The organism is Elusimicrobiota bacterium (assembly GCA_026388095.1).
GTDB lineage: Bacteria > Elusimicrobiota > Elusimicrobia > UBA1565 > UBA9628 > UBA9628.
The window spans coordinates 99,065-121,840 of the sequence record JAPLKL010000040.1; the positions used below are offsets into that span (position 1 = coordinate 99,065).

Consider the following 22,776-nt stretch of genomic DNA (forward strand, 5'->3'; position numbering starts at 1 on the left):
CTCAGATGCGGTCCAGCGGATCATTGTTGCTGGGGGCCCTGCTCTGGGTCAGCGCAGGCCCCCCTGCAGTCGCCGGCGTGGCGCCGGTGACCGCGCCCTTGCGCCTCAACGCCTCGCTCGGCGCGGCCGCGGCCGTCCCGCTCGTGGCCCCGGGCTTGTTGCGGCTCGCCTTCTACCAGGGGCTCGCCTTGAGCCTCGCGGCGCCGGGAGCCCTGGCCGTGCCGCTGCCGGTCCCGGTGCCAGTTCCGGCTCTTCCGCCCGCGCCCGTCCTGCAGGATTTGACCGGAGTCACGGGCCGCTTGGCCGAGAAGACAGGTGCGTCGGGCAAGGATGGCAGGCCGGTGCTCGACGGCTTCTTCGACGCGTCCGGGGTCCGGTTCTCCGCGCCCGCGGTCTCCGGCCTGCCCGAGCCGGGCATCCCGTCCGACTATCTGCCCCTGCCGATCACGGTCCAGGAGACCAACTACAGCTGCGGCGCGGCCGCGGCCCTCTCCGTGCTGCGCTATTGGCAGGCCTATGGCGGCGACGAACAATCCCTCTACAAGCTGCTGGAGACCAGTCCCAAGGACGGCACGCCTCCTGAGAACATCGCCCGCGGGCTCTCTCAGCTCGGTCTGCAAGCGGCTCTGCGGGAGAACATGACTCTCGACGATCTGCGCGCCGCCTTGCGCCGCGGCGATTCGGTCATCCTGGACATCCAGGCTTGGCGCAACGACGAGGACACGCCCTGGTCCCAGCGCTGGGAGGACGGCCATTACGTCGTGCTGGCCGGCATGGACGAGCATTACGCCTACCTGATGGACCCTTCCACCGAGGGCCGCTACACCTATCTGCCGCTCTCCGAACTCCTGGAGCGTTGGCACGACTACGAGGACCGTGGCGGCCAGGTGCGTCGCTACTACCAGGCCGGCATCGTGGCCCATGGCTCCCAGCCCCTGCCCAGACCGTCCGAGCCGCCCCTGCCCCCCGAGCCCATCAAGATGACGCTCGGTCCGCGCTCCCTGTCCTCCCGCTGAGCCCGCCCCTGGTGGGCCCATGGGGCCCGATGTCCTGGGCCGAATAACCGGCCGTCCTTAGGACCTAAGACCCGAGGGGGATAGGGTGGCAGAGCGATAGAATAGACACCATGAAGAGATTCCTCGCCACCCTTATCGCCGCCGCCCTTATCCTCACCGCCCCCGGCCTTCCCTGCTACGCCGCTGCGGGCGCCATCGTCAGCCAAGGTTCGGTCGCATCCGTCCCCGCCGGCCTGCAGGGCCCGGTGCGCGGCGTCACCCCCGTCAACCAGCTTTCCAACATATCGGTCGGCCTCACTGCCATAGGGCTCAAGGGCTCTTTGGCCCCGCAGACCGCTGTTCCCACGCCAGTGGTCCAAGGTTTCGCGGCCCCCATGGCCGCCCCGTCCGTCAAGATCGATGAGTCCGAATCCGTGCCCGTGCCCGGCCCGGCGCTGGGCGAGCTCAACGCCACTCCCGTCAAGTCCATCGCAGGCGCCGCGGCTGCCGCGCCGAAGTTGAACGAACTCCTCGGCGAGAAAGAGAAGCTCACTTTGACCGCGGACCAGCTCGGCTCCATGTCCGAGGGCACGGCCAAGACCTCGGCCGCCTCCATCATGGACCGCATACTCGGCATCCGGAACGCCGCGCAGGCTTCCGATGATGCCGTGGCCGCTCCCGCACTCTCCGCTGCGCAGGGCCATCTTGCCCCGGCCTCGGTCCAGGGACAGTCCGACTCCCGCGTCGTGCCGCAGTCCCAGGCCGAGCCGGCCTGGAAGACGCAGAAGAAACGCGAGCTCGTGACCGCCCTCGGCTCGTTCGCGGGCATCGCCGCGGGCTTCGGCGTCAAGGTCCTGATTCCCGCTTTCGCGGTCGCTCCCATCGTCGGCTGGCTCGCCGGCGGCCTGCTCGGCGCGTACCTTTCTTCTCGGATCCTGAGCGCGCTCGGTGCGAAACACGGCCGCGTCTTCGGCGCCTTCACCACGGTCGGCCGCGTGGCGCTCGCCGGCGGCGCGGTCTTCGGCCTGCAGGCGCTGGCCGTGGCCGCCTTGCCCGCCATCTTCGGCCTGGTGCCCGTCGCCGCGGTCTGGGCCGTGAGCTCCGGAATCCTGCTCCTGCCCGCAGCCCTTTACGCCCGCTACCGGCTCTCTTTGCGCGACTCGCCGCGCCTGACCCCGGTCAAATGGGTCATGGACATCGCCATCGGCGCTTTCCTGGGCGCGGCCGCCATCGCGGCGCCGAGCTTGGCCGCGATCGTCACGCTGCAGCAGTTGGCCGCCGCGGGATTGCCGCTGGCGGGCCTCATCGCCGGCCGGTCCTTGGGCTCCGGAGCCAGCGTCCTTGACAGCCTGGGGACCTGGGGCGCGCTGGCCGTCCTGCCGGCCATCATCGGCGTGGCCGCGGCTGGCATCATCGGCATCGGCCCCCTGCTGGGCATGATGACGCTCCCGGTCATGACCACTTTGTCCTTCTTCCTGGGCACCATCATCCACGCCGCCGAGACCGGCCGACCCTTCTCCGTGCCGGGCAGCCTGCAGAAGATGCGCTTCCCGAGCTTCCAGTGGGTGATGACCGGAGTGGTCTTCGCCTTGCTGACGGGCCTTGGCGCGGTCTACACGACTCCCGCCTTCATCGCCTGGCAGTTCTTGGGCAGCAAGACCTATGGCTGGGACAAGAGCGCCCCGCTCTGGAAGAACCTGGTCTACAACGTGCTCAACTTCAACACCCTCTACCTGGGCGTGCTGGCCTTCACGGCCGCCACCGCCTTCACCAGCCCCCTGACCTTCCTGGTGCTGGCCTTCGCCCCGGAGCGCGCCGCGTCCTGGACCGAGGCCCTGCTGGGCAAGCTCCTGCCCAAGGCCGCGCCCGCGCCTTCCACCGCGGTCAAGCCTCTGGCCGACCCGAACGCGGCTGCGGACAAGCCGACGCGCTGGCCGAACTTCCACTACTGGCTCAAGACCGGCTTGCTCATCGGGTCCATGGCCATCATGGGCTTCGGGATGGGCGCCGCAGTCTTCGGCCTCGTCAGCCTGGCCAAGAACCTGGGTATCGCCGCGGTGCTGGCCGGAATCCCCTTCTTCTTCGCGACCAAGATCATCAAGCTGGTGATGAAGACCAAGCCCGCCGACGAAAGCCAGGACCCGGAGTTCTTCGCCATCATGAAGGACCTGCGCGGTCTCATCAACGCCAAGCGCGAGGCCAAGGGCCAGAAGCCCATCCCCGCCCCGGAGATGGTCATCGACCCGCTCACCGCCCCCAACGCCTACGCCACGGGACGCACCCCCTTCCACGCCTTGGTGGGAGTGACCCAGGGCATCAAGGAGATGCTCCTCGACGGCGAGAACCTTCGCGCGGGCCTCATGCGTCTCCTGGCCGCTTCCGACCCCGGCAGTAAGTCCTATAAGGTCTTCCGTATGGCCATCGCGGAGTCCATCCCGGGCGTGGCCGTAGACGCCACCCCGGTGCAGGTCGCCGAAGCGGTCAAGAACGCCAGTGCCGAGGACATCAAGAAGCTGGGCGTGCGCGCCCTGCGCGGCGTGCTCGCCCATGAGTTCAGTCACGTGATGGACCGGCACATGCTGCTCAACGCCATCGCCGGCTCCATCAGCTCCGGGGTCGCCTTCGCGGCCTACGGCGTGATGTGGGCCGTGGGCCATGCCCAGGCCGCGGCCAAGAAGCTCAAGGACAGCATCTTCCCGGCGCCGAAGTCCGTGGGCGACCCGACCCTTGACCAGATGATCCGCAAGAGCGGGACGATCGTCAACGGGATGTACGCGGCGGTGAGCCTGATGCCGTTAGCGGCTTTGGGCGCGGGCATCCTGTTCCTGCTCAACATGCCGCTCTTGGGATTGGCCAGCGCCGCCGTCGCCGCCGTCTCCTTGGGCAGCTTTCTCTACCTGCATCAGGCCTTCGAGCGCAACCAGCAGGCGATGGTGGACCATGTCTCCCTGCCGCGGTCCGTTCGCTACGGCATCGAGCCCATCTCCACGGGCCTGAGCGTGAAGTCCTTGCCCGCTCTGCTGCGGGTGTTCGCGGCCCTTTGGGGTCCGATCGTGCTGCAGATCACGCAGATGGCGTCCTCCCGGCAGGATGAGGGCATGGCCGACGCGGACGGGGCCAAGCTCAGCAACGACCCCGAGGCGCTGGCTTTGGCTCTGGGTCTGCTGACGACCTGGCGGCCCAAGACGCTCGGCCCGGCCATCGCGGCCGAAAGGCTGCCGATCGTGGCGGCTAACTCGCATCTGTTCACCGTGAACCCGGTCGAGCAGATGCAGAAGGCCGGCGCCCTGCCGAAGTCCGACCCGCTCTCCGACATGGTGGTGGGCAAGCAGGACGACTTCCTTTTCAACCTTTTCATCACGCACCCGGACACCACTCAGCGCATCGAGCGGCTGGGTGAGATGGCCCAGGCGAAGGACTCGCCTGCCGCCGCTCAGGCCGTTGATGGGCTCCTGGCCCTGGACCGCGAGGTCTCCGGCAAGGTGAAGGACGCCGCGGTCAAGGGTGTCCTGGCCACGCTGCTCGCCGCGGCTGCCTTCTTCATCCACCCGGTGCTGACCGTGGGCGTGGGGCTGGTGGCCCTGGCCCAGTATTACCGCATGGTCAAGTTCATGCTCCTGCGCAGCAGGCTCCAGAAGACCATCCAGAAATAGGACCAGCTATACGCCCCCGGAAGCAGGAACTCCGGGGGCGTCCTATTTCCCGGGGCGGGTGGCCTCTTCCCAGGCCTCCAGGAGGGCCAAGGCTTGCGCCTGGCTGGAGCCGCAGACTTCGTGACCCGGCCTGAACCGGCGGCAGACTTCAGGGTAGTCGGCGCGTCCCCATATGTCGCAGGCAAGGTCCGGCAGCAGATGAGGGCACCTAAGACCCGCGGGCTTGCCTTTGGGCAGGCCGGGCAGCGGGCTCGAGATGGAAGGCGCTATGCAGCAGGCCGCGCAGCCGGGGCGGCAGTCCATAGCGCTCCTGGAGCCGGCTAGGGCAGCCCCAATTCCCTGGCCCACTTGGCGATATCCACGGGGCCTTCGTAAGCTCTGGCGTTCTCCTCGATGATGCCCCCGTCATCGTATATCGCGTAGAAGTGCGGCAGGCCTTCGGCCGGGACGGTCCCCCCGGGGTCGAGCAAGGTGTCGTCGCCGAATTCCGCCGCGAACCCGCGCACGGCCCCCAGCGAGTCCTTGCCGACCACGATCTTCGTGGCGACGCCGCGCGAATTGAGATAGTCCCGCAAGGTCTTGATGTTCTTGGCCGCGCTGTGGCAGCGGGAGTTCCCGGGGGACAGGACCACCACCAGGCATTTCTTCGTTGGGCAGGCTGCCAGCGGGACCGTCTTCTCGTTCAGAGCGTTCAGCACCAGATTGGGCAAGGAGCCGGTGGTGCGCTGCCGGGGGCCTTTGTGCGGGGAGCTCTTTACGGCGGCCACGAGCGGCTGCGCCGCGGACGCGGCCCGCTTTGCGGCGGCCGCGTAGTCGATGCGCTCATCGAGGCCGAGCCAATGCACGCTGGTCACCCGCCGGCGGTCCCCGCCGAGGTCCACGATGAACTCGGCGCGCCGGGGCTTGCGGCTGCCGGCCTCGCGCAGCCGGACCAAGGCCACGAAGACGCCGGGGGAGAGGGCCTTGACGCTGCTTTGGTCGATCGCCTCGAACTCGAGGCGCGTGGCCTTGCCCCGTCGTCCTGGATTCTCCATCCAGTCTCGGTCGGCGCCGTGTCTGAGGATGTGGGCTGACACCACGTTCTCCACATTGGAGGCGTTTTCGGAGAGGGGCGGCAGGCTTTCCTCCTGGCACCGGGCGGCGATGGCCGCAGTCATCGCCGCGATGAGGATCAAAGCACGGGGGCGCAGTTTCACGGTACAATCATACCGCTGTGCCGGGATTTCGCGATATAGGTCTTTGGGCCCAGCAGGCACTAGGCCCAAAGTCTTATTTACTCTAGGCCCTAGGGCCTATAATAAAAAACTGGCTGCGTGATAGAATACGATAGGCCTAAAGACCTGTAGGGCCTAGGTCTGAAGGCCCAGCCGCAAAGCGGGCCCAAGAGATAAAAGAGTGAAGATGGCAAGGCGCTACCAGAAGGCGATAACGGTCGCTCTGCTCCTCCTCAATATCAGCGGAGCTCGCGTCGTGGCTGTCACCGACAGCTGCGAACATTGCCGGAGCTTCTTCGTCCCCGCTTCGAGCTTCAGGGCCATCGCCAAGGTCGTGACTCATCAGCAGTGGAAGCGGCACGCGCCGCACTCCTTGGGCGCCCGCGCCAACCGCTACTCGAGCCAGGACCTTCAAACCGTCAGGCGCGAGAGGCCGGTGCTTCCCCTCGCCATCCTGCCCCCCGTCAACATCGCGCTCGGTACCGAGCTCTCCCGCAACAGGCTCGTCTATGCCTGGAGGCTCCCCAGGGACCGCAGCCCCGTCTTGTCCCCGCAGTTGAATTGAGCCCCTCCTACCGGACCTCCTAGGTCCGGTCCGACCGTCTTTCCCTGAGCCGTACCTTAAGGAAGCAGGAATACCAAATAGAGCAAGAGGTGTCATGATCAAGAAGTCGAAATTAATAGCCGTCGTTCTGGCAGCGGCCTATGCGCAGAGCTCTTTCGCCTCCGCGGCCGTCGTCCAGAACTTCACGGAGATAGAGAGAGCTTCGGCCATCGATCTCCTTCAAGCCGTCAAGAATGCCCCCAAGAAGGTCAACAAGAGCAAGGCGACGAAAGCCTCGTTCTCGACCTTGGGCTTCCCTGGCGGAAACCATGGCGGCGGACCCGGCCCGCAGCCGCACCCGCAGCCTCAGCCGCCGCATCCGCAGCCTCAGCCGCCGCATCCGCAGCCTCAGCCGCCGCATCCGCAGCCTCAGCCGCCGCATCCGCAGCCTCAGCCGCCGCATCCGCAGCCTCAGCCGCCGCATCCGCAGCCTCAGCCGCGCAGCCGCCGCACCCGCAGCCTCAGCCGCCGCACCCGCAGCCTCAGCCGCCGCACCCGCAGCCTCAGCCGCCGCACCCGCAGCCTCAGCCGCCGCACCCGCAGCCTCAGCCGCCGCATCCGCAGCCTCAGCCGCCGCACCCGCAGCCTCAGCCGCCGCATCCGCACCCGCAGCCGCATCCGCATCCGGTGCCGCCGCCGCACCCGCACCCGGGACCGGACCCGTGGCACCCTGGTCCCTGGCACCCCGGCCCTTGGCATCCTGGGCCGTGGCACCCCGGGCCGTGGTATCCGTATCCTTACCCGTACCCGTATCCTTATCCGACCCCGGTTCCGCCGCCTCCGCCCGCGCCGACGCCTGACCCGAGCGCGAAGGTGTACAAGAGCCCGGACGGGACGAGGAAGGTCGTGGTCTCTGGAGAAAGCCAGATGGCCTATCTCTACGACACCGCGTATGTGCCGGCCTTCGACCCGGTCTATCTGGGTTCCGGCGTCAATGACGTGCAGTTCCAGCTGGATGACCAAGGCCAGCTCGACGGCATCGTGACCGTACTGGACGATGGCGCGCTCAACATGTTCGACCAGAACGGCAAGCCGACGGGGCAGATCGTATACAGCCCCGACCGCACGAGGAGGGTGGACATCTCCGGCGACGACCGGGATGCCTACCTGAACGACACCGCGGATTCACCGGCCTTCGATCCGGTGTTCCTGGGCGCCAAGGTGCTCGCAGTGCAGTTCCAGTCGGACGAACTAGGGCGGCTCGTCGTCCTAGTCCTCAACGAGGACGGCAGCACCAACTCGTACAACAGCTACGGGACCTTGATCGACAGCCAGCCCGCGCCGCAAGCGGCGTCGGCCACGGACGACCAGGCAGGCGCCTCAGCAGCCTCCTCGGTCGGCCAAGGCCTGGAGAAGTCGGCCCTCTTCAACGCACTGAAGACCGGCAATATCAGCTGGTAGCCGTCTAGAGGCTATCGCACGGGGCCCAGACCCTCACGGGTCTGGGCCTCCCTATTGACAGGGCCCTGGAGTCCTGTCTAGACTGTGCGCACAGTCGATAGGAGGCATCTTGAACGGAATGCTCTTGACCGCCGCGGCTTTTTTGATCCTTTGGGAGCCCGGGCGCCTCTGGGCCGGGGCTCCGGCCGACATCGAGCGGCGCGTCAACGGACTGCTGCGCGGCATGACCGTGGCGGAGAAGCTCGGCCAGCTCCAGCAGCTCGACGGCGAGGCTGACGGCAGCAGCCGGCCCGAGCACTTCGACCTGGCACGCCAGGGCCGGCTGGGTTCCACTTTGAACGTGCGCGGCGCCAAACGGGTCAACGAGCTGCAGAAAGCCGCGGTCGAGGGCTCGCGGCTGCGCATCCCCATCCTCTTCGGCTACGACGTCATCCACGGCTACCGCACGATATTCCCCATCCCCCTGGCCGAGGCCGCGAGCTTCGACCCGGCCATGGCGCAGCGCGACGCGGCCGTGGCCGCGGCCGAGGCCGCGGCGGCCGGCGTGCGCTGGACCTTCGCCCCCATGGTGGACATCGCGCGCGACGCGCGCTGGGGCCGCATCGCGGAGGGCTCGGGCGAGGACCCCTTTCTGGGCTCCGCTCTGGCCCGCGCGCGCGTCCTAGGCTTCCAGGGGCAGGACTACTCCGCCCCGGACAAAGTCGTGGCCTGCGCCAAGCACTGGGCCGCCTACGGCGCGGCCGAAGCCGGCCGGGACTACAACACCACCGAAGTCTCCGAGAACACTTTGCGCAACGTGTACTTCCCGCCCTTCCGCGCGGCCGTGGCTGCCGGCGTGGGCACCTTCATGAGCGCTTTCAACGACCTGGGGGGAGTGCCCTCCTCCGCCAATCCCTTCACTTTGACCTCGGTCCTGCGCAAAGAGTGGGGCTTCGACGGCTTCGTGGTCAGCGACTACACTTCGGTGGCGGAGCTCATCAAGCACGGATTCGCCGCGGACGGCTCCGAGGCCGCGCGCAAGGCCCTGAGCGCGGGAGTGGACATGGAGATGGTCAGCCGCCTCTATGACCAGAACGGCGCCGCGCTCATCAAGGGAAAGCAGCTCTCCGAGACGGTCCTCGACGAGGCCGTGCGCCGCGTCCTGCGGGTCAAGTTCCGGGCCGGGCTCTTCGAGAGGCCTTACGCTGATGAGGCCGCGGAGAAGTCCCTGCTTTCTGCCGAGAACCTGCGCGCGGCCCGCGAGGCCGCGGGCCGGAGCATGGTCCTGTTGCGCAACAAGGGCGAGGTCCTGCCATTGGCCAAGGACCTGCGCGCGCTGGCCGTCATCGGCCCGCTGGCCGACGACAAGGCGGCGCTGCTGGGCTCCTGGATCGGCGACGGCAAAGCCGCAGACGCCGTCAGCATACTCGACGGCATCCGCGCCGCGGTCTCCCCCAAGACCAAAGTCGTCTTCGCGCGCGGCTGCGAGGTGGCGGGCGGCGGTGCCGAGGGCATCGCGCAAGCCTTGAAGCTCGCCCGCAAGAGCCAGGCCGTGGTCCTGGTGCTGGGCGAGGCTCCGGACATGAGTGGAGAGGCCTCCTCGCGCTCCGACATAGGCCTGCCCGGCCGGCAGGTGGAACTGGCCCGCAGCGTGGCCGCGCTCGGCGTGCCCACGGCCGTCGTCCTGCTCAACGGACGGCCCCTGGCCTTGACCGGGCTCGCCGATGCGGTCCCGGCCCTGCTCGAGGCTTGGCAGCCCGGGACTCAGGGGGGCCTAGCCGTGGCCGACGTCCTTTTCGGCGCCGTGAACCCGGGCGGCAAGCTTCCGGCCAGCTTCCCGCGCAGCGTGGGGCAGGAGCCGCTCTACTACAACCATAAGAACACGGGCCGGCCCAGCGACGAGAAGAATAAGTATAGCTCGAAATACCTGGATGTGCCGTTCACGCCGCTCTATCCTTTCGGCTACGGATTGAGCTACACCAGCTTCGCCCTCTCCAACCTGAGCCTCAGCTCCGACTCCATCCCGGTCGACGGCCGGCTCAAGGTCTCGGTCCAGGTCGAGAACTCGGGCCGCCGCGCCGGAGACGAGGTGGTCCAGCTCTACATCCGCGATCTGGCCGCCAGCGTGACCCGACCGGTCCGCGAGCTCAAGGGCTTTGAGCGTGTGAGCCTGGCCCCGGGAGAAGAGCGCGTCGTGGAGTTCCAGCTGGGACCGGAGGAACTGGGCTTCTACGGCCTGGACGACCGCTTCCAGGTCGAGCCCGGCCGGTTCCAGCTTTTCGTGGGGGACTCCTCGGTCGGGGGGCTGGAGACTTCCTTCACGGTGCGCCCTAAGGGGTCTTGACGCATGAGCCAGTCCGATCCCGACCAGGAGCAGGCGAGGGGGCCTTCGACTATTCTTCAGCCCCTGGTGGAGTCCGGCCGGCTCCAGGACGCTGCGGCGGCCCTGACGCGGCTGGAAAAGGAAGGCGCCCCGTCCTGGGAGATGCTCCTGTGGCGGGCCCGCATCGCCGAGAAGGAGCAGCGCTGGGACGACGCCCTGCGGGACTTCCGCAGGGCCGTGGCCGCCCGGCCCGAAGCGGTGGACCTGGCTCTAGATCTGGCCAGGTTCCTCGAAGCGCGGGGCCGGCTGGCCGCGGCGCAGAGATGCCTGCGGCGGGCTGTGAAGCTTCCGGGACGGGCCGGAGAGGCCCGCCTGGCCTTGGCCCGTCTGCAGAGCAAGCTGGGCCGCGGCGCGGCGGCCTTGGAGCATCTGCGCCTGGCCGCGCAGGCCGACCCCGCCGCGCCCGCGCCCCTGCTAGACCTGGCCCGGCTGTCGGAGGGGCGGCCCCTTCCGGCCAAGGACCTCAGGCGCATGGAGTCCGCGGCGCGCGCCGCCCTCGCCGCTCAGCCTCGGCAGGCCGGGACCCGGACGATCCTCGCCGGGGTGCTCCTGGCGCAGGGCCGGCCGGCCCAGGCCGAGAGCCAACTGGCGCGGGCCCTGGCGGAGAGTCCCGCCGGCGTCCCGGAGGGCTGGGTCTCGGCGCTGCTGCGCCTCATCGCAGCGGGCCGCTACGGCCGGGGTCTGGAGCGGGCCATGCTGAAGGCGGCTCCCGACGGAGCCCCCCGGAGCTGGACGCAGGTCTTCTCGGCCCTGCTCTGCGCCGGACGCTACCCTCAGGCCTTCCGGCTCGCGGAGGCCATGCTGCTCCGTCTGGGACCGCCGGAGGTCCCCACGGACTTCCTGTGGCCGTGGTCTCCCAAGGCGCGGCGGGCGGTGGGAGAGCAGGGCTTCTGCGCCGCGGAATTGGAGCGCGTCCGACGAGCCGGGCGCGGCGGGCTTTTCCCGCATTGGTTCGCCTACTGCCGCGCCGTCCTCCTCGACCAGCTGGGCCGCAAGCGCGAGGCCTTGGCCGAGCGCCGGGCGGTGAGCCGGCGGCCTGAATCGCGCTACTGCTGGATGCAGCAGGTCTTCGTGCTGCCGCTCTTGAGCCTGGAGGACTTCGCTTCAGTCATAGCCGTCAGCCGGCGCATCCTCAGGCACTCGCCCCGGAATTGGTGGGTGCGCTGCCGAACGGCCGAGGCCCTTCTGGCCGCGGGGCGCGCCGGGGAGGGCCGCCGCGAACTCGAAGAGGCCCAGCGCCTGGCCGCGGAGGCCGAGAGGCCCGAGGTCCTGACCTGGTACGGAGAGGTCCTGCTCTGGCAGGGCCGCTACCGGGAGGCGCTGGCCAAGTTCGACGAGTCCGTGCGCTTGGGGGGCCAGACCTTCGTCTACGGCTGGCGCGGGGCCGCGCGTCTGAAGCTGGGCGACCTGCACGGGGCGCTGGCGGACCTCGACCGGGCTCGGGAGCTCGACCGCAAGGACTTCGAGACCTTGGTCTGGCGTGGAGAGGCCTACCGGCTCCTGGGCCGGCACGCCGAGGCCTTGCGGGAGCTCGACGCCGCCGTGGCTCGCGCTCCCGGCTCCTGCTGGGGCTATTTCAACCGTGGCTTGGTCCGCGCCGCTCTCGGCGACCGGGAGGGCCTGGCCGCGGACCTGGGCATGATCCCCAAGGACATCACGGCCTTCCTGCGCCGCCGGCTGGGCCTGCGGCAGGACCGGCCTTTGAGCCCGAGGGACATGAGCCGTCTACTTGCCGCTGGCCTGGATCTGGCGCGGGGCATACGGCGCACAGAGAGCTATCTCGGACGCCTCTGGATGCGGCGCCGGGCTCCGGATTTGCTAAAATAGCTCAAGCGGTCGAGGGCGTCCCCACCTTCGCAAGGCCGCCGGCAGGTCCCATCGCGAGCCAGCCTTCAGCTCGTTGCCGCGGGAAGACCCAGTTTCGCAAGGAAGGAGGCTCATGCCTGGAGTTTTGCAGCCGCTGCGCATCGGAGACCTGAAGGTCGAACTGCCCATCGTGCAGGGCGGCATGGGTGTAATGGTGTCCACCGCCGCGCTGGCTTCGGCCGTGGCGGAGTGCGGGGCCGCCGGCACCATCGCGGGCGTGGCTTTGGGCTACGGCACGCCGGAGAACGAGAGCGATTACCTGGCCGCCTCGCGCAAGGCCTTGCGCGCAGAGATCCTCAAGGCCAAGGCCGCCACTGACGGCGTCGTCGGCGTCAACCTCCTCGGAGCGCTGACCAACTACGAAGAGCTCGCGCTCACCGCTGCCCAGGCCGGGGCGGACTTCATCGCCTCGGGAGCCGGGCTGCCCCTGTGCCTGCCCGAGCAGGCGGAAGGGACCGACACGCGCCTGATCCCGATCGTCTCCTCCGGCCGGGCCGCCGCCGTCATCGCCCGGAGGTGGAAGAAGCGCTATGACCGCATCCCGGACGCTTTCATAGTGGAAGGCCCGATGGCCGGCGGGCATCTCGGCTTCCGTAAGGAGGACGTCCGAGCCCCGGTCCCGGGAGTCCTGGAGGGGCTGGTCCGCGAGGTCCTGGCCGTGGCGCGGGACTGCGCGGCGACCCCGGTCCCCGTGATCGCGGCGGGCGGCATCTTCGACGGCAAGGACGCGGCCCGTTTCCTGGCTCTGGGCGCCTCCGGGGTGCAGATCGCCACCCGGCTGGTGGCCACTTTCGAGTGTTCGGTCGCGCAAGCCTTCAAGGACCTCTACCTCTCGGCGCGGCCCGAGGACGTGGTCATCATCGACAGCCCGGTGGGCATGCCGGGACGGGCCATCCGCACGCCCTTCATCGACCGCCTGCTGCGCGGGGAAGGAGAGCCCTTCCATTGCGGCTACCAGTGCCTCAAGACCTGCAATCCGCGCACGGCGCCCTACTGCATCGCCAAGGCCCTGTTCAACGCGGTCAAGGGCAACCTCGAGCATGCGGTGGTCTTCGCCGGCTCCAACGTCTCCCGGGTCCGGGAGATCGTCTCCACGCGCGCTCTTCTGGAAGGCTTCGCCGCCGAGGCCAGGGCCGAGCTGGCCTGCCTTGCCTGAGGCCTCAGCCTTCGGGCCAGACCACGTTCTTGAACCGCCGGTGGATCCACAGCCATTGCTCGGGATGCCGGCGCACCCAGGTCTCCACTTTCGCGGCCAGGATCGCGGTGGCCTGCTCCGTGTCGGACAAGGCCGGCCCCAGGTCGAGCTCGGGCTCCACGACCACCACCGCGGTCCCATCCTCGTCCCGGTAGCAGGAGACGGGCACGATCGCGGCGCCCGTCCTCTGGGCGATGGGCGCCACGGCGGCCAAGGTGTTGGGCTTGACCCCGAAGAACGGGACCGGGATGCCCATGGGCGGCCCGGCGTACTGGTCGTTCATGAAAGCGACGGACCCGCCCCGGCGCAGCTCCCGCAGGACCTGGGGCACGGAGCCCGGATGATACGCCGCGCGCACGCCCGTGGAAAGGCGGCAAGCCGTGATCTGGCGGTCGAGCCAGACCGGCTTGAGCACGGTCGTCACCACCAGCGGCGAGAACCCCTCCAAGCCGCCGGCCGCAGCCAGCATCTCCCAGAAGCCCACGTGGCAGGAGACGAAGAGGACGCCCCTGCCCTTGGCGCGGGCCCGCTCCCAGTTCTCTTTGCCCTCGAGCCTGCAGATGCTCCGGGCGTAGCTCCGGTAGTGCCCGGGCAGCGGGCAGAAGAAGTGCAGGAACTCGAAGAAAAGCATCCCGTAATGCTCCTGGTTCCGTCGCAGAAGGGATTCCCGTCTTGCGGGCCCCAGTTCGGGGAAGCAGTGGCGGATGTTCTCGGCGGCGATTCGGCGCTTGAATCCGCCGCAGGCGAGCGCCAGGCGCCCCAGCCGCTTGCCCAGCCAGAGCTCGGCCGGCCGCGGCAGGAGCGCGGCCGCGAGCCCGCAGACGAATAGGATGACCCGCAGCGGCGCCGAGAGGAAGATGGACACAGGAAACGATATATTATCACTTTGCCGGCGGGCCAAAATCGCCGTGCTATAATGACGCCCCCCATGCCCGAATACTATCAGTATCTCATCAGCGAGACCGATCCGCAGCGGCTCGGACCTTGCGCCGCCGAGGTGACCTTCGTCGGGCGCTCCAACGTGGGCAAGAGCTCCTTGCTCAACGCGCTCTGCGGCAAGGATCTGGCGCGCGTCTCCAACACCCCGGGGCGCACGCGCGCCATCAACGTGTTCACGGCCGGCCGCGACCGCTGGCTGGTGGACCTGCCCGGCTACGGCTTTGCCGAGGGCGCGGCGGCCCAGCGCTCCGGCTGGGGCCCGATGATCGAGAGCTACCTGACCGGTCGGCCGTCTTTGCGCATGGTCTTCGCATTGGTCGACGCCAAGGTCGGCCCGACCCGGCTGGACCTGCAGATGCTCGACTGGCTCCAGGACAAGGGCCTGCCCTGGCGCAGCGTGGCGACCAAGACCGACCAGGTCAAATCCTCGCGCGCCGCGGCCCAGCGGCGGGACGTGGCCGAGGTGCTGGGCCTCAAGCCCGAGGCCCTGGCCTGGGTCAGCGCCGCGCAGAACAGCGGCGTGCGCGAGCTGCGCGCCGAGCTGGCCGCTTTGCTCGCAGGGACTCATGCCTGAGGCCCTGCGCGGACTGCTGGCCGCGGCCTTGGAGCGGCGCGCCGAGCTGCTCGGCCGCCTGCACGCCGAAGACACCGATGCCTACCGGCTGTTCCACGGCACGGTGGAGGGGGCGGCTGGACTGACCGTGGACCGCTACGGCGACTTGCTGCTCGTGCAGAGCTTCCACAGCCCGCTGCCCGCGCCGCAACTGGCCGCGCTGGAAGCCTTCTACGCCCAGGCCTGGCCGGGCCTGGGCGTGGTCTACAACGACCGCAGCCGGCCCAATTCGCGCATCGCCAACGCGCTCTCTCCGGGCATGCAGACCGTTGCCGCGGCGCCGCGCCTGGCCCGGGAGCTGGGTTTGGGCTACCGCATCCAGGGCCGGCACGCGGGCCAGGACCCGTGGCTCTTTCTCGACATGCGCGCCGCGCGCCGGCGCGTGATGACGGAGGCGGCGGGCAAATCTTTGCTCAACGTGTTCGCCTACACCTGCGGGGTGGGGGTGGCCGCGGCCAAGGCTGGGGCGAGCTCCGTGGCCAACGTGGACTTCTCGCTTTCCAGCCTCGCGGTCGGCGGGGAGAACGCCCGGCTCAACGACCTGCCCATCAAGATGGAGTTCGTGCACAGCGACGCCTTCGCCGCCCTGCGCCAGCTCTCCGGGCTGGGCCAGAGCCAGGTGGTGCGGGGGCGGCGTCTGCCGCCGTTCCCGAAGCTGGAGCCGCGGCGCTTCGACCTGGTGTTCCTCGACCCGCCCCGCTACGCCCAGAGCCCGTTCGGGGTGGTGGACGTGATCCAGGATTATCCGGCGGTGTTCAAGCCCGCCCTGCTCTGCGTCGCCGAAGGCGGCGCGATGTTCTGCTGCAACAACGCGGCTCGGGCCGAGCGCGAGGCTTGGCTGGCCCAGCTGGAGCGCAGCGCGCGCAAGGCCGGCCGCCCCATCCGCGAGGCGGAATGGATCATGCCGGAGGACGACTTTCCCAGCCTTGACGGGCGGCCGCCGCTGAAGGTCGCGCTGCTGAGGCTGTAGGGCCGATTCAAGGAGACGACATCATGGGCTTCACTTCATTCAACTTCGACGCCAAGATCACCGCCGGAATCCGCGCGCTGGGCTACTCCAAGCCCACGCCGATCCAGCTGCAGTCCATGGCGCCCATACTCCAGGGCCGCGACGTGATGGGGTTGGCGCAGACCGGGACCGGCAAGACCGCGGCCTTCGCCCTGCCCATACTCCAGCGCCTGCTGACCGGCCCCCGCGGAGTCACGCGGGCGCTGATCCTGGCGCCAACGCGCGAGCTGGCCGAGCAGATCCATCAGGCCTTTGTGGAACTGGGCCGGCAGACCGGCCTGCGCAGCATCACGGTCTATGGCGGGGTGGGCGCCGGCCCCCAGGTCAGCGGGCTGCGCGCCGGCGTGGAGATCGTCGTCGCCTGCCCGGGGCGCCTGCTCGACCACATGCAGCACGGCGCCTTCAAGCCGTCGCGCCTGGAAGTCCTGGTCATCGACGAGGCCGACCGCATGTTCGACATGGGATTCTTGCCCGACATCCGCAAGATCCTCAGGCAGCTTCCCGCGCACCGGCAGACCTTGCTCTTCTCGGCCACCATGCCCGACGACATCCGCAAGCTCGCCCACGAGATCCTGCGCCAGCCGGTCACCGTGCAGGTGGACCACACCGTGCCCCTGGCCACGGTGTCCCACGCTCTCTACCCGGTCGTCGAGCACCTCAAGAGCGAGCTGCTGGCCAAGCTCCTGGCGCAGGCCGGGGGCTCGACCGTGCTGATCTTCACGCGCACCAAGCACCGCGCCAAGCGCCTGGCCCAGCGCCTGCACGACCAGGGTTTGGACGTCACCTCCCTGCAGGGCAACCTCTCCCAGAACCGGCGCAAGGCCGCGCTGGAGGGCTTCCGGGAGGGCAAGTTCAACATCATGGTCGCCACGGACATCGCCTCGCGGGGCATCGACATCTCCCAGATCACGCACGTGATCAACTTCGACGTGCCGGACACCACCGAGGCCTACACCCACCGCATCGGCCGCACGGGCCGCGCGGCCAAGACCGGCGACGCCTTCACCTTCGTGACCCACGAGGACGAGTCCATGGTGCGCGACATCGAGCGCGCCTTGGGCTCCAAGATCGAGCGCCGCAAGCTCGAAGGCTTCGATTATTCAGCCCGGCAGGCTGCCGCACCCCAGCGTCCGCAGCATCACGCGCATCATGCGCACCACGGCGCGCAGGCGCCCAGGCATCCGGCGCCGGTCGAGGCGGGGAAGAAGCCCGCGGGCGGCTTCCACGGGCGTTTCGGCAGGTTCCGCTTCCGCAGGCGCCGGCCGTAAGGAAATCCGTCCGGGACGGCGGGTCAGTCGTCCTTGAGCGAGCGGCGGATATGCTGTTTGCTGGCGCCGGTCTCGCCGGCCACCTTGTCGATGAGTTCGGACCGGCTCAGGCCGCGGCCTATGGAAAGGCCGTATTTGTTGTGGCCGCGCCAGCGCTTCATGCTGGCCTGGATCACCTTCTCGTTCTCCCTGGTCTGCGCGAGCACTCCGGACGGCGAGCCGGCACGCGGGCGGCGCCCTTTCTGCTCTTGGGCCTTGTTGTCGTTCATGAGTTCACTCCCGGTGCCGTCCGGTCTTCGGGTTGGTCGTGCTCTTGCTCCCGAACCGGAAGATGGTGACCTGCTTCTTGTGCTGCAGCTGGGCGTAGAGCTCGGAGAGAAGGTTGCCGAGGCAGTTCAAACGGCCCAGCTCCGGCTCGGACGCAGAGGCGGAGAGCCGGTCGACCAGCCGGAGCTGGTCCTGGATGTCCGGCAGGCCCACGACGATGCGGCAGTGCGGCCCTTGGGCCTTGTCAGAGTTTGCCATTCTGCCTCCTGAGAGCTGTCCGGGACGTCAGGGCCTGCCGCCGCCGGCGTCGAGCGCGGCTTTCCGGTCCCGCATGGTCCTGTGGTGCACGCAAAGGGTGCGCTTGCCGATCTTCTTGAGCCCGCTGCTCTTGAGGCAGCGATGCGCCTCGGAATAGGTCGAGGCGAGGGTCTGGGCTTCGCACTGGTTCATCTTCGAGTCTCCTAGGGCAGTATCCGCTATGATACCTGGTCAAAGTATACCAGTTTATGAATGGGGCGGGGGGATGCGGGCGCCCGGCCTTTGCCGGTCAGACCGACTGCTCGACCTGTTCGGCGAAGAGTCGGGCCTCGTCTTCGATGGCCTGGGTGCTGCCCTTCCGTGCCGCTTCCGTCATCTCCTGGTTGAAGACGTTCCACACGGAAAGGATCCGGCGGATCTGACCGTCGAGAGGCTCTCCGGGCTTGAGCATGGCCTTGACCAGGCGGACCACCTGGGCCTGGACCGTGCGCGCGGCCGCGTAGGCTTGCGGGCTGGGCGCCTTGGATCGGTACTGCTCGGCGTAGCGGGCCAGGCCGGCGTCGAGCATGTCGAGGAAATCCTGGCCCTGCATCCGGCTGGACTTGAGGCCGCGTTCCGCGCCCCAGTCCTCGGCCAAGGTGGCGAGGTCCAATGCGGCTTTGGCCGTGAAAGCCAGCTCTTCTTGCGAAGCTTGCGGCGCGGCCGGGACGGGCTCGGCGGCGCGGCTGCGTCCGGTGAGGATGTCCTCGACCTGGTCGCCCGCTTCGCGCACCTGCGCCGGAGCCGGGGCATTCAGGCGCGAGAGCCCCTCCGTGACCGCCTGCACTCCCGCGCTCATGACCGCGAGCTTGACCGCGGGAGTCCCAGGCGCGGCCGGGAGGTCTTTCGGGGTCATGGCGACCAAGGGCGCGGGGAGGACCGGAATGAATGGCGGCGCGGACAAGGAAAGGCCGGAAGCGATGGTCAGCGCAGAGGGCGAGGCGAGAGCGGGTCCGCCCGCAGTCTGCAAGACGATGGTCTGGGGCGCGGCGCCGTAGGTCGCGGGCCTGAGCATGAGCTGGGCAGCCAGGGGCCGTGCTGAGACGCAGACCGTGAGCGAAGCCGCGAAGATGAGAGGGTGTGGCAAGCGCATCGGTGCATATGATACCCCGCCCGGCGCGCCGGCTCCTGGGCCGAACGGGGCAGCCGCTCGTGAGGAATTGGACCTGCCCATGCTTGGGCCGAATGCCGTGAGACTCTGGGACCGATTGCCCTTCTGCGCGGCCATCGGTGGCGGTAAACTTCCCCCGTGCTCTTGTTAGCGCTGGCCCTGCTCTTGCCCGCACGCCTGGGAGCAGCCCAGATCGAAGCGCGCGCCGTTTCAGGGCCCGTAGGCCTTAACGCCTACTGGGCGGGCCCGCGCACGCCGGGCGTCGGCCAGTCCCCGGCCCTGTCGCTCCTCGCCCCCAGCCTCAGCCCCTCCGTCCTGACGCCCCTCCCGCAACTCGCCGCCCCGACAGTCACTTTCCAGCCCTTGGCCGCGGCGCCCCAGCTCCCGGCCGGAGCCCCGGCAGTCCCCGTCCTCTCCGGTCTGGAACTCTGGTACTCCCAGACCTCCGAGAAGTCCGCGCCGCAGGCCTCGGCTTTGGCCGCGTTATGGGACGGCTCCCAGATCAAGGCCCCGGCTTCAGCCGCGGACGTCGTGTCTCCCGTCTCCGGCTCGGGCGAGGCTTCGGCCCTGGTCAAGGCCGCGCCGGAGACCTCCGGCTCATTCGATCTCTCGCCCGGCAGCATATTCGATTGGAAGCCGGTCGCGCAGTCGCCAGGCCACGGCTTGCCGCCCATTGACCGGCTCATCCGCTGGCTGCTGGGCCGCGAGGACGGGCGTTTCCGGCAGGGCTATGAGATGAGCAACGCGGCGCGGCGCGAGGACGCGCAGGTGTTCTTCTACGGCGAGCGGCATACGGATAAGGGCCTGATCCGCGAGAACATGCGCCGCATCGCGGCTGACATCCGTCCCGGCCGCGGGGCCCTGGTGCTCGATGAGGGATACTTCGGCCCCAAGCTCTTCGGCAGCGCGGCTGTCGAGTACCTGGAGAAAAAGGGGCTCGATCCTGAATGGCTCGGACCTTCGGCCGCCTTCGTCGCGGGCCTCGAACTGGCGGGCTGGGACGAGGAAGACGCCTACGACGAGTCCAAGCATCCGCTTCTGCAGCACCACATGAACCTTCTGGACATCAACGGACATCTCTACAGCACGGAGCGGGGGCTGCGCTACTATACGGAGCTGGCGCGCAAGGCTCTGGCGACCTTCAAGAACTGGCGGGTCCTGCGGCGCTTGGCCATCACGGAGCGCAACCTGGTCTTGGACCGCAGCGTGGCCGCGGCCCTGGAGCAGGCTCAGCGCACAGGCCAGAGCCTGCACGTCATCGCCGGGGCCGAGCATCTCGTTGAGCGGCCTTTGCTCGCTGGTTTTCCTGTGGTCGGCCGGCCGCACATGCGCCGCAGCCTCATTGAGGCTTTGGGCGGGCGGCCTTATTGGACCGGCAAGCCCGCTGACTCCGCCTCGGAATAAGGGCCCAAGCAAAGGCCGGGCCCAGGACCCACAGCCCCCCGGCCTTTAGACCCCTTCCAAACCTCAGAACGACTGTTATTCTTAAGGTGAGGATGACTATGAAGGCCCCTATCAGCAGGCTCAAGCAAGGCGTCGCGGCGGTCCTGGCCGCGGCCCTCATCCTTTTGAGCCCCGGCCTGGGCTGCTACGAGGCTTTCGCCGAGGTGGTCGCAAGCCCCATATCCGGCACGGCCCCGGTCGGCACGGCCCCGGCCAAGATGGGCTCCGCCTCTGTCCTGGGGCAGTCGACGCTTTCCGACAACGCGCGCTCGCTCTCGCTGGCCCCCGCGGCGCTCTCCCAGCTCCCCGTTTCCAACCCGACAGTCGTGGATCACGCCCAGCCGGTGCTCTTGGCGGCGCCGGTCGAATCCCAGATACCCTCAGCCGTCCCGGTCTTGGCGCGCTCCGCCGCGCTCCTTGCGGCCCCGGCCTCGGAAAAGCCCCAAGAGCCCGCGGCCAGCCCTCTGGCCAGCCTGCAGACGAGCCAGGACCAAGTCTCCGCCGTCCTGTCGCGCCAAGTCTCCAACGAAGACGCGACCACGGCTGCGGCCATGCCCTTCGAGGGCGATATCCGGACCGGAGCCATTGAGGCCGAAGCGTCCCCCTTGGAAGTCCCGGTGGCCGCCGCCCCGGCCGCGTCCAAGAGGACGACTTCGGGCCTGCGCCGCGCCGGCATCAACCTCGCCGGCGGCGCCGCGACCGGCATCGCTTTCATCGGCATCCAGCATGCCTTCACCAGCGCCGCCGTCCAAGTCCCGTCCTGGACCGCAGTCCTGGACCTGGTCGGCACGGCCGGCTACTACATCGGCAACGGCCTGGCTTTCGTCTTCGCGGTGCCGCAGATGCTCAAAACCTTCGAGGACGGGCATCACGGGGCCACGCCCATCAAGCGGGCTCTTCTGGGCATGAGCGCATCCTTGGCTTTGGGCCTCATCAGCGCGCCCTTGGCCGGACAGCTTTTCTGGGGCGTGCAGAACATCTTCGGCGCCCTGACCTTGGTCGCGCCGCTCTTGATCGGCAAGGTGCTGGCGCATGAGGGCGTGACGCTTTCAGGCGCCAGGGCCGTGGCTGCCACCGCCGCGGCCAGCGCGGCCTTGCTGGCCGTGAGCTTCGGTCTCTACGCGGCCGCCGCGGCCGTGCTGCCCGCTCTTCTGCCGGCCCTGCTGGGCAAGGCCGGCGTCTCCGCGCTGACCTTGGCCATCCAGGTGGCGACCGGCGCGGCCTTCCTGTTCCTTTTCGCCCCGGACGTCTCGGCCATCTTCAAGAGGAAGGCGCCCACGGGCTTCACGCCCTTCTTCAGCCTGCTCTTCTCCGCCGCTTCCGCCGGCTTCATCGCCTGGACCTTGCAGAAGGCCATAGAGGCGCCGGCCGGCTCCCCGCAGCGCCTGCAGTTCATCATCTACGCGGCCCAGAACATCTTGTACGCCGCGGTGGCCTGGATGAGCTACGTGTACAGCCGGAAGCACGAGCAGAAGGCCAAGGCCGGAAAGCTCTCGGCATGATCGTCTGGCTCGCTCTCGTCCCGGCCCTGGCCGCCTGCGTCCAGGCCGCGGACGTATATGACGCGCCCTTCGCCACGGCTGCCCGCGCCGCGCCGCGCGCGGTCCTGCGCGTGAGCCGCAGCCACGGCCTCTGGAACTTCCTCTGCGCCTTGACCAGCCGCCAGGATTGGGACCAACGCGACCTCGGCGAGCTCTTCGACAAGAGCCGGTTCAACACCCCCGAGCTGCGCAACGACTTCCACCGCTACAAGCCGGCCTGCGACGAGCCCGGGCTCTGGAGGGACATCACCGTCGCTGCGGCCAAGTCCCGCGACATGCAGGACTTCCGCCGCAAGCTCCGCCGGGTCATGCCCAAGCCCAGGGACGCGCAGATCATGCGCGAGGTCCTCTCCGACTTCGAGCCGGCCTACGAAGAGCTGGTCTGGCGGCCCTCGCTGGACAAGGTCCGGGCCTTCCAGGACCAGCTGGCCGAGCTTTCCCGCAAGACCGACTTCGCCGCGCTGCACGCCAAAGCTGCGGCGTTCTTCCAGGCCAAGAACGACGCCCCTTTGCTCATCGCGCTGGCGCCCGTGCCGGGCGGGCACGGCGGCCGCCAGCCGCTGCTCGGAGACGTCTTCAGCCTCGAGATGCCGATCGACGAAGACACGCTCAGCGAGGAGCAGCTGGCCAGCAGCTACGGCGTCATCTTCCACGAGATGTGCCACCTGCTCGACGACCGCAGGCCCAAGAAGCTGGCCCGCCTGCGCGAGGCGATCGCGGGCAGCGGGCTCCATGGCCTGCTCGACGAGCCCCTGGCGCTGAACGCCGGCATCTGGGCCGAGGTGAAGGTCACGGGCAAGGAGAAGGACTGGTGGAAGGATTGCGGCTACGACCAGCGCACCTGCGGTCTGGCCAAGGCCCTGCAGGGCCGCATCCGGGCCTACCTCGACGCCGGCAAGCCCATGGATGAGGATTTCCTGCGCTTCGCCCGCGAGCAGTACGACCTGTTGCCTTTGCCGCCGCAATAGTCCTATACTCGGCCCAAGCTGGAATCTCTC

21 protein-coding genes are annotated in these 22,776 nt (G+C 68.9%); 13 read left to right on the top strand and 8 right to left on the bottom strand.

The annotated features are described in order from the left end of the window. The first annotated feature begins 5 nt into the window (after window positions 1-5). Window positions 6-1,016: a C39 family peptidase gene (locus NTY77_09115; protein MCX5795639.1), complete on the top strand. Its 1,011-nt coding sequence runs from the start codon at window positions 6-8 to the stop codon at window positions 1,014-1,016. Between the two features lie 110 nt (window positions 1,017-1,126). Then, window positions 1,127-4,648, top strand: coding sequence for a M48 family metalloprotease (locus NTY77_09120; protein MCX5795640.1), 3,522 nt, complete (start codon window positions 1,127-1,129; stop codon window positions 4,646-4,648). Between the two features lie 42 nt (window positions 4,649-4,690). On the opposite strand, the gene NTY77_09125 is transcribed toward NTY77_09120, so the two are convergent. After that, the gene (locus NTY77_09125) at window positions 4,691-4,951 is read right to left on the bottom strand and encodes a YkgJ family cysteine cluster protein (protein MCX5795641.1); all 261 of its coding nucleotides are present in this window, start codon (window positions 4,949-4,951) and stop codon (window positions 4,691-4,693) included. A gap of 17 nt (window positions 4,952-4,968) precedes the next feature. Beyond that, on the bottom strand, window positions 4,969-5,844 hold the full coding sequence (locus tag NTY77_09130; GenBank protein MCX5795642.1) for a hypothetical protein: 876 nt from the start codon (window positions 5,842-5,844) through the stop codon (window positions 4,969-4,971). 199 nt (window positions 5,845-6,043) lie between these two features. Here NTY77_09130 and NTY77_09135 point away from each other — a divergent pair, with 199 nt between their 5' ends. Beyond that, window positions 6,044-6,427, top strand: coding sequence for a hypothetical protein (locus tag NTY77_09135; GenBank protein ID MCX5795643.1), 384 nt, complete (start codon window positions 6,044-6,046; stop codon window positions 6,425-6,427). A gap of 471 nt (window positions 6,428-6,898) precedes the next feature. Here the strand turns inward: NTY77_09135 and NTY77_09140 are convergent, their stop codons facing one another. Further along, complete coding sequence (locus NTY77_09140) at window positions 6,899-7,135, bottom strand: hypothetical protein (GenBank protein MCX5795644.1); 237 nt, start codon at window positions 7,133-7,135, stop codon at window positions 6,899-6,901. A 144-nt stretch (window positions 7,136-7,279) separates the two neighbouring features. Here NTY77_09140 and NTY77_09145 point away from each other — a divergent pair, with 144 nt between their 5' ends. From NTY77_09145 to NTY77_09160, 4 genes are all read left to right on the top strand, one after another. Then, window positions 7,280-7,867: a hypothetical protein gene (locus NTY77_09145; protein ID MCX5795645.1), complete on the top strand. Its 588-nt coding sequence runs from the start codon at window positions 7,280-7,282 to the stop codon at window positions 7,865-7,867. A gap of 118 nt (window positions 7,868-7,985) precedes the next feature. Then, a complete protein-coding gene (gene bglX / locus NTY77_09150; GenBank protein ID MCX5795646.1) occupies window positions 7,986-10,190 on the top strand; it encodes a beta-glucosidase BglX in 2,205 nt (734 codons plus the stop codon). A gap of 3 nt (window positions 10,191-10,193) precedes the next feature. Next, the gene (locus NTY77_09155; GenBank protein ID MCX5795647.1) at window positions 10,194-12,056 is read left to right on the top strand and encodes a tetratricopeptide repeat protein; all 1,863 of its coding nucleotides are present in this window, start codon (window positions 10,194-10,196) and stop codon (window positions 12,054-12,056) included. Window positions 12,057-12,168: 112 nt separating this feature from the next. Continuing rightward, window positions 12,169-13,251: a nitronate monooxygenase family protein gene (locus tag NTY77_09160; GenBank protein ID MCX5795648.1), complete on the top strand. Its 1,083-nt coding sequence runs from the start codon at window positions 12,169-12,171 to the stop codon at window positions 13,249-13,251. 4 nt (window positions 13,252-13,255) lie between these two features. Here the strand turns inward: NTY77_09160 and NTY77_09165 are convergent, their stop codons facing one another. Then, window positions 13,256-14,155: a lysophospholipid acyltransferase family protein gene (locus NTY77_09165; protein ID MCX5795649.1), complete on the bottom strand. Its 900-nt coding sequence runs from the start codon at window positions 14,153-14,155 to the stop codon at window positions 13,256-13,258. Between the two features lie 63 nt (window positions 14,156-14,218). Between NTY77_09165 and yihA the strand changes: the two genes are divergently transcribed. Genes yihA through NTY77_09180 form a run of 3 tightly spaced genes read left to right on the top strand, consistent with a single transcriptional unit; the run spans window position 14,219 to window position 17,119 of the window. Then, complete coding sequence (yihA, locus tag NTY77_09170; GenBank protein ID MCX5795650.1) at window positions 14,219-14,803, top strand: ribosome biogenesis GTP-binding protein YihA/YsxC; 585 nt, start codon at window positions 14,219-14,221, stop codon at window positions 14,801-14,803. Beyond that, window positions 14,796-15,812, top strand: coding sequence for a class I SAM-dependent methyltransferase (locus tag NTY77_09175; protein ID MCX5795651.1), 1,017 nt, complete (start codon window positions 14,796-14,798; stop codon window positions 15,810-15,812). The genes yihA and NTY77_09175 overlap by 8 nt, the downstream gene beginning before the upstream one ends. Before the next feature lie 23 nt (window positions 15,813-15,835). Further along, window positions 15,836-17,119, top strand: a complete 1,284-nt coding sequence (locus tag NTY77_09180) for a DEAD/DEAH box helicase (protein MCX5795652.1) — start codon at window positions 15,836-15,838, stop codon at window positions 17,117-17,119. Between the two features lie 23 nt (window positions 17,120-17,142). Here NTY77_09180 and NTY77_09185 read toward each other — a convergent pair whose 3' ends face one another. The 4 genes from NTY77_09185 to NTY77_09200 form a co-directional block, all read right to left on the bottom strand. After that, window positions 17,143-17,388, bottom strand: a complete 246-nt coding sequence (locus tag NTY77_09185; protein ID MCX5795653.1) for a hypothetical protein — start codon at window positions 17,386-17,388, stop codon at window positions 17,143-17,145. 4 nt (window positions 17,389-17,392) lie between these two features. After that, entirely contained in the window at window positions 17,393-17,644 is a 252-nt protein-coding gene (locus NTY77_09190; GenBank protein MCX5795654.1) for a hypothetical protein, read from the bottom strand. Between the two features lie 27 nt (window positions 17,645-17,671). Then, complete coding sequence (locus NTY77_09195; GenBank protein ID MCX5795655.1) at window positions 17,672-17,836, bottom strand: hypothetical protein; 165 nt, start codon at window positions 17,834-17,836, stop codon at window positions 17,672-17,674. 97 nt (window positions 17,837-17,933) lie between these two features. Beyond that, complete coding sequence (locus tag NTY77_09200; protein MCX5795656.1) at window positions 17,934-18,776, bottom strand: hypothetical protein; 843 nt, start codon at window positions 18,774-18,776, stop codon at window positions 17,934-17,936. A 156-nt stretch (window positions 18,777-18,932) separates the two neighbouring features. Here NTY77_09200 and NTY77_09205 point away from each other — a divergent pair, with 156 nt between their 5' ends. The 3 genes from NTY77_09205 (at window position 18,933) to NTY77_09215 (ending at window position 22,746) form a co-directional block, all read left to right on the top strand. Further along, window positions 18,933-20,198, top strand: coding sequence for a hypothetical protein (locus tag NTY77_09205; GenBank protein MCX5795657.1), 1,266 nt, complete (start codon window positions 18,933-18,935; stop codon window positions 20,196-20,198). Between the two features lie 98 nt (window positions 20,199-20,296). Further along, a complete protein-coding gene (locus NTY77_09210) occupies window positions 20,297-21,739 on the top strand; it encodes a hypothetical protein (protein MCX5795658.1) in 1,443 nt (480 codons plus the stop codon). Next, window positions 21,736-22,746, top strand: a complete 1,011-nt coding sequence (locus tag NTY77_09215) for a hypothetical protein (protein ID MCX5795659.1) — start codon at window positions 21,736-21,738, stop codon at window positions 22,744-22,746. Before NTY77_09210 ends, NTY77_09215 begins: the two co-directional genes overlap by 4 nt. Window positions 22,747-22,776 lie beyond the last annotated feature (30 nt).

Coding starts and splice junctions, on each gene's coding strand:
- NTY77_09200 (MCX5795656.1), bottom strand. CDS start 18,776: ATGCGCTTGCCACACCCTCTCATCTTCGCGGCTTCGCTCACGGTCTGC.
- NTY77_09210 (MCX5795658.1), top strand. CDS start 20,297: ATGAAGGCCCCTATCAGCAGGCTCAAGCAAGGCGTCGCGGCGGTCCTG.
- NTY77_09115 (MCX5795639.1), top strand. CDS start 6: ATGCGGTCCAGCGGATCATTGTTGCTGGGGGCCCTGCTCTGGGTCAGC.
- NTY77_09160 (MCX5795648.1), top strand. CDS start 12,169: ATGCCTGGAGTTTTGCAGCCGCTGCGCATCGGAGACCTGAAGGTCGAA.
- NTY77_09155 (MCX5795647.1), top strand. CDS start 10,194: ATGAGCCAGTCCGATCCCGACCAGGAGCAGGCGAGGGGGCCTTCGACT.
- NTY77_09215 (MCX5795659.1), top strand. CDS start 21,736: ATGATCGTCTGGCTCGCTCTCGTCCCGGCCCTGGCCGCCTGCGTCCAG.
- NTY77_09125 (MCX5795641.1), bottom strand. CDS start 4,951: ATGGACTGCCGCCCCGGCTGCGCGGCCTGCTGCATAGCGCCTTCCATC.
- yihA (MCX5795650.1), top strand. CDS start 14,219: ATGCCCGAATACTATCAGTATCTCATCAGCGAGACCGATCCGCAGCGG.
- NTY77_09185 (MCX5795653.1), bottom strand. CDS start 17,388: ATGAACGACAACAAGGCCCAAGAGCAGAAAGGGCGCCGCCCGCGTGCC.
- bglX (MCX5795646.1), top strand. CDS start 7,986: ATGCTCTTGACCGCCGCGGCTTTTTTGATCCTTTGGGAGCCCGGGCGC.
- NTY77_09175 (MCX5795651.1), top strand. CDS start 14,796: ATGCCTGAGGCCCTGCGCGGACTGCTGGCCGCGGCCTTGGAGCGGCGC.
- NTY77_09195 (MCX5795655.1), bottom strand. CDS start 17,836: ATGAACCAGTGCGAAGCCCAGACCCTCGCCTCGACCTATTCCGAGGCG.
- NTY77_09120 (MCX5795640.1), top strand. CDS start 1,127: ATGAAGAGATTCCTCGCCACCCTTATCGCCGCCGCCCTTATCCTCACC.
- NTY77_09180 (MCX5795652.1), top strand. CDS start 15,836: ATGGGCTTCACTTCATTCAACTTCGACGCCAAGATCACCGCCGGAATC.
- NTY77_09190 (MCX5795654.1), bottom strand. CDS start 17,644: ATGGCAAACTCTGACAAGGCCCAAGGGCCGCACTGCCGCATCGTCGTG.